Here is a 15,927-nt window from a genome sequence, read left to right as displayed (position 1 = left end):
TCATCGACAGACTGCGTCAGGCTTTTGATCGGACGGAGAATCCATCGGCCGATGAGGAACATGTAAAGAATAGCCACGATGGCTCCGAGAAACAGAAGGAAGTACATTTGTTCACGCGCTTTAGCTGCCTTATGTCGCGCCGACTGGTTTTCATCATACATGTTCTGCTGATTCATGGTGAGGATCTGATCCGCCGTGTCCTTGATGCTGCGAAATAAAGGAAAAAGCTGGGTAAAATATATCTGGCGCCGTCTTTCGGATGAAACTGCTGTATCCTCCATCCCCTGAATTATGGTTTTATAGCGTGTATAGAGTTCCTGCAGATGGGCCGACTTTTCTCCTTCGCCCGGAAGCGTGATATTGTTTAATTCGATCTGAAGCGCCTTTTCGAACTCCGGCATATACCCGTCAATGGCCTCTCTCCCTTCCTTTTCATAACCTGAAAGGATGAAGAGGGCGCCGCTGTCCATTCGTTCCAGGGATTCTTTCATGTTCTGACAGGCGATCACGCTCCGGTAGTTTTCACGAAGAATGGTATCAATCGCATCTCCCAGGTCTGTAACCTTCACAATGCTCTGCATGCTGATCACCACGATGATCAGCAAAAGACCCCCAAATACCAGAAGCAGCTTTTGTCGTAAACCTAACATGGCTATCCTCCTTTGCTCATATGAAAGAGAATCGCAACAGTTATGCCAAAGACAAAATCAAGAATATTAATCAGTTATAAATATGGAATTCTGACTTGTCGTGCACTCTGCAAGAAGAGGGATTTTGCAGCCTTGCAAAATGCAATCTGTTTCCGGTGATAAGGGATAGGTGGAATGTAAATGAATTTGTTTAGATATTGTACCGTTTCCGCCGCCGCCAGAGGGTGGCCTGATCAATGCCCAGGATATCGGCGGCCTCCTGCAAGGACTTCGTTGAAGCAAGAACGCGACGGATATGTGTCTCTTCAATTGTATCAAGGGAAGCAAGATCGCCCGGTTTTGGGCATTCTTCGGCATTTAAAAGCTTTTCCGGTAGATGTTCGATGCCAACCGATTCAGAATTGCAGAGGATGGAAGCCCGTTCGACAACATTTCGGAGCTCGCGGACATTACCCGGCCAGGAATAACGGCGCAGGACTTGAAGCGCATCTTCGGTAAAGCGCTGGGATGCTTTGTGATTGCTTCGTCCAAAGAAGGTGAGTAATCGCCTGGCAAGGTTAACGACATCTTCCGGCCGTTCCCGGAGCGGTGGAATCTCTATCTGAATTACATTCAGTCGATAAAAGAGGTCTTCTCGAAAACGAAGATTTTTCACTGCTTCCTCAAGATTCGCATTCGTGGCCGCAATGAGGCGGACATCCGCCTTGCGCGTCACATGATCACCCAGACGTTCGTATTCCCTTTCCTGGATAAACCTTAATAGCTTCGGTTGAACCGAGAGGGGGAGATCACCGATCTCGTCGAGGAACAGCGTTCCTCCTTCACAGAAGGCGATGCGGCCTGAATGGTCTCGTACTGCGCTGGTAAAGGCCCCTTTCACGTGCCCGAAGAGCTCACTTTCTAAAAGCTCCGCGGAAAGCGCCGGGCATGATATTTCGGCAAAAGGCTTATTTGCCCGTTTGCTCCACCCATGAATTGCCCGCGCAAGAATACTTTTCCCGGTTCCGTTCTCTCCCGTCAACAGGACGATCGCGTCGGCAGGGGCCACCTGACGGGCAAGATCGAGAGCCCGCTGCATGACCGGGCTTGAAGTGGTCATGTCCACTTCGGGGTTGATGCGGTTCAAATCCGCCTGGAGGGTATCAATGCGCTGCTCCAGTGAACGGAGCTCCGCGACCTTTTGAACGACAAGTTTTACCTGGGCAGGCGTGAACGGCTTCGGGATATAATCTGTAGCGCCCCGCTTTATCGCCTCCACCGCTGTATCGATTGATGCATAGGCGGTAATGACGATTATCTTCAGCCATGGCGATCCTGCCAGCAGCGCCGGAATGAGGTCGAGACCGCTATCTGTTCCGAGACGGAGATCTACAAAAGCCGCGTCATAGGACCGGCGGGCGTTTTCGGAAAGCGCATCCCGGTAATTGCTGACGGCAACAATGGTGTGGCCTTCCATCTCCAGACAAACAGACAGGGTCTTGCGAATATTCAACTCGTCGTCGACAATTTACTTCAGTAAATTGCTCATGATTTCTTTCATCTTTTCAATGTCATACGGAACGTCGATAGCCCGGCAGAAGCCATGCTTCTTGAATTCTGAAACGATAGGATCATCTGAATAGCCGCACGTAATGACCGCTTTAACATAGGGATCTATTGCGAGCAGCTCCTTCATGGCCTCTTTGCCTCCCATGCCGACGGGTACAGTTAAATCCAGGATAACCACGGAAAACGGCTGTTCCTTTTCTTGTGCTGTTCTGTAGAGATCAACAGCTTGGCTGCCATCGCTTGCGAACTCAACGTCATAGCCGAGATAGTTGAGGACAATACCTGTTGCATTGCGTACCGTTTCCTCATCATCCATGACAAGAACCTTCCCCTTTCTTGTAACGGTCCTGTCCGTCTCTTCTGTCTTTAATAATCCCTCCTGAGGCGACGCAGGCAAATACACAAAAAAGATAGACCCACTACCCGGTTCAGATTCAACGGCGATAAATCCATCATGTTTCTTGATAATCGAATAGCAAATGGCGAGTCCCAATCCCATCCCCCGCGCCCTGCCTGTCGGCTTGGTCGTGAAATAAGGATCGAATATCTTCTCCAGATCCGATTCGGGAATACCCACACCATGATCCTTAACATGCCATTTTACATACTTGCCTTCTTTCAGAGGGAGCCCGTTCGCTGCTTTTACGTTCACATTCTCAGCATGAATGGTTACGGTTCCGCCTTCAGGCATAGCTTCCCGGGCGTTGATGACCAGGTTATGGATCACCTGCCGGATCTGTACATCATCCATTTCAATACTCCAGAGATCACCGGGCAGGGAAAACTCACACCGTACATTGGAACCGGAGAGGGATAGATCAGAAGTATCCACCAGCAACTGCGAAAGGGAACCAACCTTTCTTATGGGTTCACCTCCCTTGGCAAACGTAACCAGGCGATGAGCCAATTCTTTTGCCTGAAGTCCTACCTTCTCCGCTATCTCCAAACCTTCCCCCAAAATCTCTTGCTGTTCATCGGTGAAAGATAATTTCGCAGCAAATATATTGCGCAACATGACAGACAGCAGGTTATTAAAATCATGCGCTATCCCACCGGCAAAAATCCCGAGGGACTCAAGTTTCTTTACCCTGATTAACTCCTCTTCCGCCCGCTTGCGCTCCGTAACGTCCTCGAGGGTCTCTATGGCGCCGACAAGATTCCCCTGAGAATCCCTGATCACTGCTGCCGTAAAACGAAGCCATTTCCCGCTATCACCCAGTTCCGGGAAAAAGTCCGTCGCCTCATATGCCTCATCCAACAAACGGGACTTCATGTACTTTTCATAATACCACTGAGGAATCGCTTCCAGAGCCTGGTCCACCAGCAGGTCAGCCATACAGGGCCTCTCCTTGCTGTAGAACGCCCTCCAATAGTGTGTTGTGCCGATGACTTCTTCAGCTTTGATACCACTGAGTGCTTCCAATGCCTTGTTCCAGAAGAGCACCCTGTGGTCCTTCCCGATTACAAAGGTAGGAAGGGGAGAACTTTGAATGATGCTTTGCAACCTCAGTTCACTATTTTTCAGAGCCTCTTCCGCATGTTTCCGTTCTGTGACATCCTCCAGGGTCTCTATGGCGCCAATCAGACTCCCCTGAGAATCCCTGATCGCTGCAGCAGTAAATCGAAGCCATTTTCCACTTTTTCCCAGTTCCGGAAAAAAGTCTGTTGCCTCATATGCCTCCTCTATCAACTTTGACTCGGTAAACTTATCAAAATACCACTGAGGAATTGCTTCCAGATCCTGATCTATCAATAGATCAGCCATACATGGTCTCTTTTCGTTGTAGAACGCTCTCCATTGTTCAGTTGTACCAATAACTTCTTCAGCCTTAACGCCACTGAGTTCCCCCAATGCCTTGTTCCAGTCTAATACTCTATGATCCTTCCCGATCACAAAGGCAGGTATTGGAGAGCCCTGAATGACTCTATGTAATCTTTGTTCACTCTCCCTAAGCTTCTCTTCTGCCTGTTTGCGCTCAGTGATATCCTCTGTGACACCATCGATCCACTTGATTTCACCATTTTCATCATATTGGACGGTTGCAGTGACTGAAGCCTTGATTGGAGTGCCATCCCTCTTGCGAAGATCCAATTCCTCGTTTCGCACATATCCGAATTCCTTGATCTTCGCAACGAACTTTCCCCTGCCTTCCAGATCAATATAAAGCTTGGAAATAGGAACATTCATGAATTTCTCAAGCGATTCATACCCGAATATCTTTACCATCGCTGGGTTCACCTGTAGATAGTGTCCCTCAGGATCACCGGTACTTCGATATACCCCTACGTTCACATTCTCGACGAGCGTCCGGTATCTTTCTTCACTCTCCCGAAGGGCTTTTTCAGCATTCCTTAAAGTGTAAAAAACCGGCGCAATCAAGGCCACGCCTACCACCATCACGACCGATATAAAAACATCAACCCACTCATTGACAAGATTGATTTCAGGCGTGATTATAATTGAGAAAACGGGCAAAACATCTATGATACGCCCTATGACCATAAAAACAAGCCCTGTAGCAATTAAAATCCATGCGGCACGGACTTCTGTAATTCTAATGAGTCTCAGCGCCAAAAAGGCTGCCACCATTTGCAGTAAAACAGCAATTAATAAAATAGTTTCAATCATGACAGAACTTCGCCACTCCAATTGAAGTTCCCCTCAACCTGCTGCGGGGAATCCTCGCTCCTTATAAAAATAATTATTAATCGCATCCACTCGCTAACCGAAAAGCAAGCTTCGGGAAGTGCGCTCGCTACGGATTCAAATACGAATAAATTTCTTCTCCGATATTTACAATGTGCTAATTTTCTATCATAAAAAGAAACCAAATTGAAGAAATTAAAATAAATTATTTACAAAGATTCCTCGCATTGACCGGGAGCGCAACCATTAGACTCTCCCTTTTTATGAGGTGTAGGGGCGCATTTTTCGCCCGTCTCCCGCAGGAAATGGATTCTCCATGATACATAATTCATACTCAACACCTCCTGTACGGCAGAGTGAATACATCACAAGTTAAGCTTTTGTACATTTTGCTAAATCGTCAAAAATAAGTTGACACAATCCATGGCTTATGGTAAGCGCACTCCCGTCACTTTTTTAGTGACAGTTCTTGCGTTTTAAGCAAAACATACTTGTCATCAGTTACAAAAGACGAGACCTGAATAAATCTCTATCATTTTAGGAGATAATATTGAAGCTCCATGAGATAAAAGATCTTCTTGAAGCGGAAGTCATCATCGGTGAAAACCAGTTAGATATGGAAGTAAAGACGGCTTTCGTCGCCGACCTGATGAGTGATGTCCTTGCCTTTGCAACAGCAGAAAGTCTTTTAATTACGGGGTTAACAAATCCGCAGGTTGTAAGAACAGCAGATGTGCTTGATATCGCTGCTATTATTATGGGTCGAGGGAAAAGGCCTTCCCCGGAAACATTCCAATTAGCGGAGGAATTGAATATCCCCATTCTTACAACGAAGTACATCCTTTTTGAAATCGCAGGACGTTTATATGCAAAAGGGATTAAAGGTTGTATAGAAAAAGTGGGGGGTAAGTAATCGTTACCGTGGATGATAAACCATTATATGAAGGAAGTTTTACTGTCGTCGGCGGCAATTTTGACAATGCCGGGGCGGTAGCAAGCAATATTAAAGCGATCCTGAAGAAAATGGGTCTTGCCATTGATATCGTCAGGAAAGCCGCCCTCGTTGCTTATGAATCTGAAATCAATATAGTTGCTTATGCAAGAAAAGGAATGATTCGTCTCCGCGTCGTGCCCGATTGTATTATGATAGAGGCTATCGATGAGGGTCAGGGGATTCCCGATATTGATCTTGCCATGCAGCCCGGATGGTCAACAGCGAATCAGAAAATCAGGGAAATGGGATTTGGTGCGGGAATGGGACTGTGCAATATAAAAAGTTTTTCCGATAATTTTCACATTTCATCCGAAACTGGTAAGGGAACACATCTGAAAATGATTATTAAAACAAATTGTACCTCTTGAAATAGTTGAGAAAAGGAGTTTGATGACGTGGATTTAGAATCTATCGTCAAAGCCTTGAATCTTAAAATAAGATCCGGCGAAGACAAGCTGAAAACGGAAATACAGGGCGGATACACAGGAGATTTATTGAGTGATGTCATGGGAAACAGCAAGGAAGGTGACATCTGGATCACCCGTCAGGTCCATCAGAACATCGTTGCCGTTGCCAGCCTTAAAGAACATGCCGGAATCATTCTCGTTCAGGACATTGAGCCGGCAAAGGATACTCTTGAGAAAGCAATAAAAGAAGGTATTCCGATAATGATATCAGATCTCTCTGCTTTTGAGGTCACCGGCAGGATATACGACTTAATTAAAAAAACGGATTAATACGGAAGAAAACAGAAGAAATGACCATGATGTCGGTCTTTTCTTCATGTGGATACTAAATTTTTATGCTCAGGGCTTTTCGCTGCGATCTTCATGTACACACATGCCTTTCACCCTGTGCAGATTTGGACATGTATCCAAGTGCTGTGGTTGAGAGATGCATAGCCGAAAAACTGGATATCATTGCGATCTGTGATCACAATGCCTCGGAAAATATGCAATTTGTATTGAGGTCAGCTGAGGGGAAACCCCTTACGGTCCTCCCGGGGATGGAAATAACAAGCAGTGAAGAAGTTCATCTGCTGGCTCTTTTTGATACACTGGGCGACCTGAAGAAGATCCAGAATATTATCTACGATCATCTTTCCGGTACGAATCGAGAGGAAGTATTCGGATGCCAGGCGATCGTTAACGATTTAGACGAAGTGGAGGGCTTTAACGAAAGATTTCTCCTCGGAGCGACCAGGCTATCGTTTCAAGAAATCATTCATCACATTCACAGTTTCGGCGGCCTTGCGATTGCCTCCCACATTGACCGGGAAAGCTTCAGTGTCATCAGCCAGTTAGGTTTTTTAGACCCGGACATTCCTCTTGATGCACTTGAAGTAACGCATCAGACAGGAATAAAAAATGCACGGATAAAATATCCGGAACTGTCGAGTTACCCCTTTATCGAGTCATCAGATGCGCATTTTATCAAGGACATCGGACAGGGGACGACAACCATGTTTCTCGAAAGAGGAACAATTGCTGAGTTAAAAATGGCCTTTGAACATAGGGGTGGAAGATATATTCAGGAGTAATGATTGCTTGAACTTTCACTGCATATCCTGGATATCGTGGAAAACTCTACCAGGGCCGGTGCCAAAACGGTAAATATTACCATTATTGAAGACACAATAAGGGACATCCTGTCCTTAGAAATACGGGATAATGGATCCGGTATGAGCGAGGATGTTCTCAAAAAAGCCATGGATCCATTTTTTACAACAAAAACGGTTCGCAACGTCGGGTTAGGGCTTCCGATGCTTGCGCAGGCCGCAGAAAGAACAGACGGTAAATTTATTATAGAATCGAAGGGAGGTGAAGGGACAAGGGTTGCAGTTGAATTTAAGCTTAGACATATTGACCGACAACCCCTTGGCGATATCGCAAGTACCCTGGTCACACTGATTGCGGGAAATACGGATGTTGATTTCATATACCGCCATAAACATAATGATCAGGAATATATTTTAGATACAAGAGACGTCAAGAGAGAAATTGATGATGTGCCGATTAATCATGTGGAAGTCTTACATTTCATCAGGGAACATGTTCGAGAGGGCATGATGGAAATAGGAGCCGAAGCATGAATTTTCTATTATCAAGGAGGAATTAGTGCATGAAAGCAAAAGCGGTAAATGTTGATATTGATATATCAAAGGAATTTACACCGGAACAGCTAAAAAAATTAGACGAAATCATTGCCATGAATAAAGACAAGGCAGGCTCATTGATTCCTGTTTTGGAGCAGGCGCAGATGGTACTTGAATTTCTGCCGATGCCTATTCTGAAAATCATCGCTGCCGGGCTTAATCTGCCTCTGAGTCGAGTCTATGGCGTGGTGACGTTTTATTCATTCTTTACGATGACCCCGCGCGGCAAGCATACCATGCGCGTGTGTCTGGGTACTGCCTGCTATGTTCGCGGCGGCAAGGCAATATATGATACCATCAAGAAAGAGCTTAAGGTGGAAGAGGGAGAAACGACTCCGGATAGGCTCTTCACCTTGGAAACAGTGCGTTGTGTAGGCGCCTGTGGTTTGGGACCGGTCATCTTCGTCGGTGATAACGTCCACGGGAGGTTGAAACCAGCGAAGGTCAAAGCAGTAGTAAATCAGTACAATTAATAAGGATGAGAGGATAAGCTATGGCAAAATTATCGATAGCAGATTTGAAGAAAATCAAGGATAAGGTTCATTCAGAAACCTCATTGAGAGAGGGCGGCCAACGGGCGAAAATTACCGTGCATATGGGCACGTGTGGTGTCGCCGCCGGTGCGAGAGCAGTGATGGATTCATTGATGAGTGAGATTGCGGAAGCAGCGGTATCGGATGTCATGGTGACAACATCCGGCTGTGCAGGGATGTGCAGTAAAGAACCCATGGTCACGGTAGAACTAATAGGGAAGGACCCTATCGTTTACGGACAGATGGATGCAAACAAGATGCGCCAGGTGTTTAAACGACACGTCCTGCAGGGAGAGGTTCAGAGCATGTTTGCTATTGCCCGAGGCTAAGGCTATGGGAATAATCGGTAAAGGCACGATGAGTGCTTCCTTACTGAATCATGATATAACTACGTGAAGGAGGATAGTATCCACATGAAAGTGTTTCGTTCGCATTTTTTGATCTGTGGAGGAACCGGATGTCACGCTTCCGGAACCCTTAAAGTGAAACAGGCGTTACAGGGAGAGATTGATAAACGGGGATTTACAGATCAGGTGAAAATTGTTGAAACCGGTTGTAACGGATTTTGTGCCCTTGGCCCCATCATGGTGGCCTATCCGGAGGGTGTCATTTATATGTCGATGAAACCGGAGGACATGCCCGAACTGGTGGAAGAACATCTCGTGAAGGGAAGAGTTCTGGAGCGGCTTCTTTACAAAGAACCAATGACGCAAGAACTCATCCCGGCAATGAATGACATACCCTTTTTCGCCCTCCAGAAGCTGATAGTATTGAAAAACAGAGGCAGGATCGATCCGGAAAACATCGAAGAGGCCATTGCCAGAGACGGTTATGCGGGTATGGCAAAGGCACTTACAGAAATGACTCCTGATCAAATTATCAAAGAGGTCCTTGACTCCGGATTGCGCGGAAGAGGCGGCGCCGGTTTCCCCACGGGCCTCAAATGGAAGTTCTGCTCACAGTCGCCCGGTGATGTAAAATACATCCTGTGTAATGCCGACGAGGGTGACCCTGGCGCCTTTATGGACAGGAGTGTTCTCGAGGCTGATCCTCATGCCCTCCTTGAAGGCATGGTCATCGGCGCCAAGGCCATTGGGGCTCACCAGGGCTATATCTACTGCCGTGCAGAGTACCCCCTGGCTCTTCATCGTTTGCAGATTGCAATCGACCAGGCAAAAGAATATGGGCTTTTAGGAAAGAATATCCTGGGAACGGGATTTGACGTTGATATTGAGATTTATCAAGGCGCCGGAGCATTTGTCTGCGGTGAAGAGACGGCCCTGATGACATCCATCGAAGGTAAGCGCGGTATGCCGCGGCCGAGACCACCATTTCCGGCCATTGCCGGACTTTGGGGCAAACCGTCCGTTCTGAACAACGTTGAAACATTCGCCAATATCGGTCAGATTATTTCGAACGGGTCATCCTGGTATAACGCGATAGGAACAGAGAAAAGCAAGGGTACCAAAGTATTCGCCCTGACGGGCGATGTGAACAACGTCGGTCTTGTTGAAGTTCCCATGGGAACTACCCTCGGGCAGATTGTATACGACATCGGCGGCGGCATTCCCGGCGGAAAGAAGTTTAAGGCGGCTCAGTTGGGTGGGCCTTCCGGCGGATGTATCCCCACAGAGCACCTCAATGCCCCGATCGATTACGAAAGGGTAACAGAGCTGGGAGCCATTATGGGTTCCGGCGGTATGATCGTCCTGAACGAGGATAAGTGCGCCGTCGATATGGCCCGCTTCTTCATGGATTTCGTCCAGGATGAATCCTGCGGAAAGTGTACACCCTGTCGGGAAGGTACAAAAAGGATGCTTGAGATTTTGACCAACATCACCAAAGGCAAGGGCAAGGAAGGAGATATCGAACTCCTCCAGGAGATGGCCGTTATCATTAAAAATGCGTCTCTCTGCGGCCTCGGGCAGACAGCACCGAACCCGATCCTCAGCACCATCCGCTACTTCAGGAATGAATATGAGGAACATATAAGGGATAAGAAATGCAGAGCCGTAGTTTGTTCGGCCCTCTTCAAGTCGCCCTGCCAGCATACATGTCCCGCGGGAATGGACGTACCCGCTTATATCGCTCTTATCCGGGCGGAACGCTTCAGCGATGCTTATAAGGTCATGTTAAAAACAAATCCCTTCCCCTCCGTATGCGGGAGAGTGTGTGACCATAAGTGCCAGGCAAAGTGCCGCAGAGGCAATCTTGATGAACCCCTTGCCATCAAATTCCTGAAGAGGTTCATCACGGACAACGCACCAAGACCTGTGACGGCACCGGTTCCGGTAACCAGAAAAGAGAAGATCGCCGTTATCGGCGGAGGACCTTCCGGTCTCACAGCAGCTCGTGATCTGGCGTTGCGCGGATACAAAGTAGTTGTATTTGAAGAGCTACCCACGGCAGGTGGAATGCTTGGCTGGGCCATCCCTGCCTACAGGCTTCCCAGGAATACTTTGGCCAGTGAGATTAAAGACAATGTCGAATCACTGGGCGTGGAAATCAAGTGTAATACCCGAGTGGGCAAGGACATTTCCTTTGAACGGGTAAACAAAGACTTCGACTACATCTTCCTGGCTACAGGAGCCCATAAAAGTCAGCCCATGGGCGTACCCGGAGAAAACCTGAACGGTGTCTTCGGTGGCGTTGAGTTCCTGAGAGATTTTAATGGCGATGAAGATGCCTGGGTGAGCGGCAAGAAGTCGCTCGGTTCAAAAGTGGCTGTCATCGGCGGCGGAAACTCAGCTATTGACGCTGCTCGTGTAGCTCTACGTCTTGGCGCGTCTGTTACAATCCTCTACCGACGTGAGAGAAGAGACATGCCGGCTGCCGAGGAAGAAATCATCGCCGCTGAAGAAGAAGGGATCAAGATTGAATATCTGATCGCCCCACTCAAGATTGACGAAAAGAACGGCAAGGTGAGCGGGATTACCTGTGAGCGCATGAAACTGGGTGATTTTGACAAGAGCGGGAGAAGGAGACCTGTCGCGATTGCGGGCTCTGAATTTACTCTCAGCGTGGATGCCGTTATAGCATCCATCGGTCAGGTACCGGATATGACCTTTGTGCCCAAGGACAGTGGCGTAAATGTCAACAAGAGGTCAACATTTGATCTGGCGTCCGGAAGCAAGTCCCAGACGACCAACCCGAAGTTCTTTGCGGGAGGCGACGCCTTGACAGGACCGGACACCGTGATCGGCGCCATCGCTGCAGGACACCAGGCCGCACGTGATATGGATGCCCATATCAGGATGATTAATGGCGAACCGGCATACGAAGAACCTGCGGAAGAAAAGATCGACATCCCATTCATCATTGACGAGGAATCAGAAGAAGCTCCACAGGCGAAGATGCCTGAGTTGCACGGCCCAGACAGGAAACGTAACTTCAAGGAAGTCGAGCTTGGTTACAAGAAGATGATCGCTGTCCTGGAGGCAAGCCGCTGCCTGCGGTGCGACGCTGAAGTCGACTGATTTTCCCTAATAAGATTGAGTAAAAAGAATCGCAGTGTACCCCGTCCTATTGAGCGGGGTACACTGTTTTAAGTAACAAAAACGGATATGTGAAGAGTAATCGGACTTGGCCGTGGTAAAAGAAAAGGATCAAATGATCTGAAAGTTCTTAGTATCTAAGCTTTGACAGACAGATTATGTCATAACTGAGAGCACGTATTCTGGCAGAAATACACCTATATCATATATGACATATGCTTTTGAATTCATTCAATTTTTTTGCCAATAATGCTTGACAATACCAGGCATAAAGTGTATACGGAGCCACTTTGTTCGTATCTCGATAACTACCTGCAATTCCTATATGTTCCGCACTGTAAAGGTATGGGTGTTTATGCAAAGATGAGTACTTGTTGGCAAGCCCCCACCCGAAATGTATCGAAGCTCTTTGATTATAAATATTATAAATAAAAGGGTAGCTCTTTCTAAAGATGTTAATAGGATTCATCCATATTCACTCGCCGCCATCATAATCGTGCAGTGGTGCTGACATCGAACATTACCTGATTATTACACACTATATATTTTTATTCTCCGCAGCTTATTTCCAATATAAGGTTTTACCTTAGCTCAGATAAATTTTTTTAGATTTCATGAAAGGAGTCAATAATGGGAACAAACAAATTGTCACTATCGATCGACGGAAAGGAGGTGCAAGCTACTGCCGGACAAACAATTCTGGAGGTTGCGCGGGAAAACAAAATATACATCCCCTCCCTTTGTCAGTATGCTAAAACCACAAATGTCGGCGCCTGCCGCGTTTGTGTCGTTGAAGTTGCAGGGGCGAGAACCCTTGTGGCATCATGCTGTATGCCTATAAGTCCAGGCATGGTAATCAAGACGGATACCCCGGCTGTGAAAGCTGCACAGAAGCTGGTGGTCGAACTGCTTTGGTCATCCGGCGACCATAACTGCCTGACCTGTGAGCAGAACGGAAGCTGTGAATTGCAGAATCTGATCTACTGGCTGGGAATAGAAAAACCACGCTTTGATATCGTTTCTCCCGGATATGACATCGAAAAAACCAACTCGATGATCCAGAGGGACTTGAACAAGTGTGTTCTCTGCGGCCGCTGTATTCGTGCCTGTAACGAAATCCAGGTCAATGAGGTTCTCGATTTTTCCAGACGTGGATTCCGTTCAAAGGTCGGACCCGCCTTCGATACGGACTACATTGATTCGGAATGCTTCTTCTGCGGTGAATGTGTCGATGCCTGCCCTGTCGGAGCGATCACGATGAAGCAGGCAAGATTTGGGGGCCGTCCCTGGGAACTTAAAAAGGTCCACACAACCTGCACCTACTGCGGAGTGGGATGTCAGCTTGATCTCAATATCCACGACGGAAAGATCGTCAAGGTCAGCGGCAACCGGGAATACGGCGAACCCAATGAAGGGAGCCTCTGTGTTAAGGGAAGGTTCGGCATGGATTTCGTGCATAGTCCCGATCGCCTGAAGACCCCTCTTATCAGGAAGGACGGGGAACTAAAGGAGGCAAGCTGGGACGAGGCGTATAGTTACATTGCCGAAAAGCTTGCTTCGATCAAGAAAGTAAACGGGCCTGACAGTGTTGCCGGATTTTCTTCAGCCCGTGCTACCAACGAAGAAAATTATCTCTTCCAGAAATTTATGAGGGCGGTGATCGGAACCAACAATGTCGATCACTGTGCCCGTCTCTGACACTCTTCCACAGTGGCCGGTCTGGCCGCTGCTTTTGGAAGTGGTGCAATGACCAATTCAATTGATGAAATTGAATATACCGACGCTATGTTAGCAATCGGAACCAATACGACTGAGAACCATCCTGTTATCGGCGCGAAAATAAAAAGGGCCGTTCGCCAGCGCGGCGCCAAGCTGATCGTCGCTGATCCGAGAGAAATCGATCTCGTGAAATACGCCACCATCTGGCTGCGCCAGAGGCCCGGCACTGATGTGGCATTATTAAACGGCATGATGAACGTCATTATCTCTGAAGGCCTCTATGACAAGGAATATGTAGAAAACCGCACCGAAGGCTTTGAGGCCATGAAGAAGGTCGTGGAAAAATTCACTCCTGCTTATGTCGAGAAGATCTCAGGAGTACCCGCAGAAGACCTCAAAACAGCAGCACGAATATATGCGGAGGCAGGTAAGGCCACTATTCTTTACACCATGGGTATCACCCAGCACATTACCGGTACGGACAACGTCAAATCCTGTGCCAACCTGGCAATGCTTTGCGGAAATGTGGGTATTGAAGGAGGCGGTGTCAACCCTCTGAGAGGCCAGAACAATGTCCAGGGCGCCTGCGATATGGGAGCACTGCCCGTTGTCTTCACCGGTTACCAGCCGGTAGCCAATGACGAGGCCCGGGCAAAATTCGAGAAGGCCTGGGGTGTATCTCTTCCCCCAAAACCCGGTATCACCATCGTAGAAACCCTGAACGCTGCCCACGAAGGGAAGATCAAGGCTCTGTATGTTATGGGCGAAAATCCTATGCTTTCTGATCCGGACCTGACTCATGCAAAAGAGGCATTAAACCATCTGGATCTTCTGGTTGTACAGGATATATTCCTTACTGAAACGGCACAGCTTGCTCATGTTGTACTGCCTGCCGCATGCTTCGCCGAAAAGGAAGGCACCTTCTCCAATACGGAAAGAAGGGTTCAGCGTGTCCGGAAGGCCGTTGAGGCACCCGGTCAGTCAAAGGCAGACTGGGTGATTATTGCCGAACTCTCAACGAGAATGGGTTACTCCATGAACTATGCATCTCCTGAAGAGATCATGAAGGAGATCAACCAGTTGACGCCAAGTTATGCAGGCATCACCTATGCAAGGCTTGAAAAAGAGGGTCTCCAGTGGCCGTGCCCCAATACGGATCATCCGGGAACCAGATACCTGCATAAAGACAGATTCAGTAGAGGTCTGGGATTGTTCCATGCGATTGATTATATTCCACCAGCGGAAATTCCGGATGCCCAATTCCCGTTTGTGATGACCACCGGGCGCGTCCTTTATCAGTATCACACGGGTACTATGTCTCGTCTGTCGAAGGGTATCACGGAAAGGTGCCCGGAATCGCTCGTAGAGATCAACCCGGCTGATGCGAAAAAACTAAAAATCAAAGACGGACAGATGGTGAAGGTTACCTCCCGTCGCGGTTCTGTTCAGGCAAAATCGAAGATTACCGAACGCTCGGCCAAGGGAATTATCTTTATGAATTTCCACTTCCGGGAAGCAGCCGTTAATTTGCTCACGAATCCCGCCCTTGATCCGATTTGCAAAATTCCGGAATATAAGGTATGTGCGGTAAAGGTAGAAGCGGCTTAAAATAATGAAATTACCGCGCATGCAGCGCGATCACTTGAAAGATGAAAATGGTGAGGGGCTCTCACAGGCCCCTCACCCCAAACCCCGCATATCACCTCACTGAAAAAGGCGTAGATGCGGTTTTTTTTAAAGCCGTCATTGCGAAAGGCAATTACGGCATTCTATAAATTTATGGAGGAATAAGGATTTATGAGTAATGAAAATTTAGAAAGTAAGAGATGGTTGATTGCAATCGCTGCAATCGTCATGCAGCTCTGTCTGGGCACGGTGTATGCCTGGTCAGTCTTTAAGAAACCCTTCATGACCGCCCATGGATGGGGGGAAACGGAAACCCAGGTGACGTTCATGATCTGCATCGGCATGATCGGTATCGCCGCCGCTTTCGGCGGAACCCTGGTTGACAAAAAAGGTCCCAAGTTTGTGGCCACCATCGGAGGTATTCTCTTCGGGATCGGGACGCTTCTTGCGGGTCTTGGCGATTCCATCGGCAACATCTATCTGATCTGGCTCGGTTTTGGCTTCATTGGAGGTCTTGGCAATGGTTTTGGCTACATTACCCCCATTGCAACCCTGATCCGG

Annotated in this window: 13 protein-coding genes; 10 read left to right on the top strand and 3 right to left on the bottom strand. The window is 47.8% G+C overall.

Translation table 11 applies throughout. From position 1 onward, the window contains the following. From NTW12_03360 to NTW12_03350, 3 genes are all read right to left on the bottom strand, one after another. A partial coding sequence (locus tag NTW12_03360; GenBank protein ID MCX5845382.1) for an MCP four helix bundle domain-containing protein occupies positions 1-650 on the bottom strand: 650 nt, incomplete at its 3' end. A 190-nt stretch (positions 651-840) separates the two neighbouring features. Then, positions 841-2,157: a sigma-54 dependent transcriptional regulator gene (locus NTW12_03355; protein ID MCX5845381.1), complete on the bottom strand. Its 1,317-nt coding sequence runs from the start codon at positions 2,155-2,157 to the stop codon at positions 841-843. Then, positions 2,158-4,827, bottom strand: a complete 2,670-nt coding sequence (locus NTW12_03350) for a PAS domain S-box protein (protein ID MCX5845380.1) — start codon at positions 4,825-4,827, stop codon at positions 2,158-2,160. 568 nt (positions 4,828-5,395) lie between these two features. Between NTW12_03350 and NTW12_03345 the strand changes: the two genes are divergently transcribed. The 10 genes from NTW12_03345 to NTW12_03300 all read left to right on the top strand — a co-directional run. Continuing rightward, positions 5,396-5,758: a DRTGG domain-containing protein gene (locus NTW12_03345; protein MCX5845379.1), complete on the top strand. Its 363-nt coding sequence runs from the start codon at positions 5,396-5,398 to the stop codon at positions 5,756-5,758. An 8-nt stretch (positions 5,759-5,766) separates the two neighbouring features. Further along, positions 5,767-6,207 carry an ATP-binding protein gene (locus NTW12_03340; protein MCX5845378.1) on the top strand — a complete coding sequence of 147 codons (441 nt, stop codon included), beginning with the start codon at positions 5,767-5,769 and terminating at the stop codon, positions 6,205-6,207. A gap of 27 nt (positions 6,208-6,234) precedes the next feature. Beyond that, entirely contained in the window at positions 6,235-6,576 is a 342-nt protein-coding gene (locus NTW12_03335; GenBank protein ID MCX5845377.1) for a DRTGG domain-containing protein, read from the top strand. Positions 6,577-6,707: 131 nt separating this feature from the next. Beyond that, positions 6,708-7,379, top strand: coding sequence for a histidinol phosphatase (locus NTW12_03330; GenBank protein MCX5845376.1), 672 nt, complete (start codon positions 6,708-6,710; stop codon positions 7,377-7,379). Positions 7,380-7,382: 3 nt separating this feature from the next. Then, entirely contained in the window at positions 7,383-7,931 is a 549-nt protein-coding gene (locus NTW12_03325; GenBank protein MCX5845375.1) for an ATP-binding protein, read from the top strand. Between the two features lie 29 nt (positions 7,932-7,960). Next, complete coding sequence (locus NTW12_03320; protein MCX5845374.1) at positions 7,961-8,467, top strand: NAD(P)H-dependent oxidoreductase subunit E; 507 nt, start codon at positions 7,961-7,963, stop codon at positions 8,465-8,467. Positions 8,468-8,487: 20 nt separating this feature from the next. Further along, positions 8,488-8,856, top strand: coding sequence for a (2Fe-2S) ferredoxin domain-containing protein (locus NTW12_03315; protein MCX5845373.1), 369 nt, complete (start codon positions 8,488-8,490; stop codon positions 8,854-8,856). Between the two features lie 84 nt (positions 8,857-8,940). Then, complete coding sequence (gene nuoF / locus NTW12_03310) at positions 8,941-12,003, top strand: NADH-quinone oxidoreductase subunit NuoF (GenBank protein MCX5845372.1); 3,063 nt, start codon at positions 8,941-8,943, stop codon at positions 12,001-12,003. Positions 12,004-12,651: 648 nt separating this feature from the next. Further along, complete coding sequence (gene fdhF / locus NTW12_03305; GenBank protein ID MCX5845371.1) at positions 12,652-15,348, top strand: formate dehydrogenase subunit alpha; 2,697 nt, start codon at positions 12,652-12,654, stop codon at positions 15,346-15,348. A 189-nt stretch (positions 15,349-15,537) separates the two neighbouring features. Beyond that, positions 15,538-15,927: oxalate:formate antiporter (locus NTW12_03300; GenBank protein MCX5845370.1), on the top strand; the 390-nt coding region annotated here is incomplete at its 3' end.

The sequence above is a fragment of the Deltaproteobacteria bacterium genome (assembly GCA_026388545.1).
Taxonomy (GTDB): Bacteria; Desulfobacterota; Syntrophia; order Syntrophales; family UBA2185; genus JAPLJS01.
This window is presented reverse-complemented; position numbering and strand designations above follow the sequence as displayed.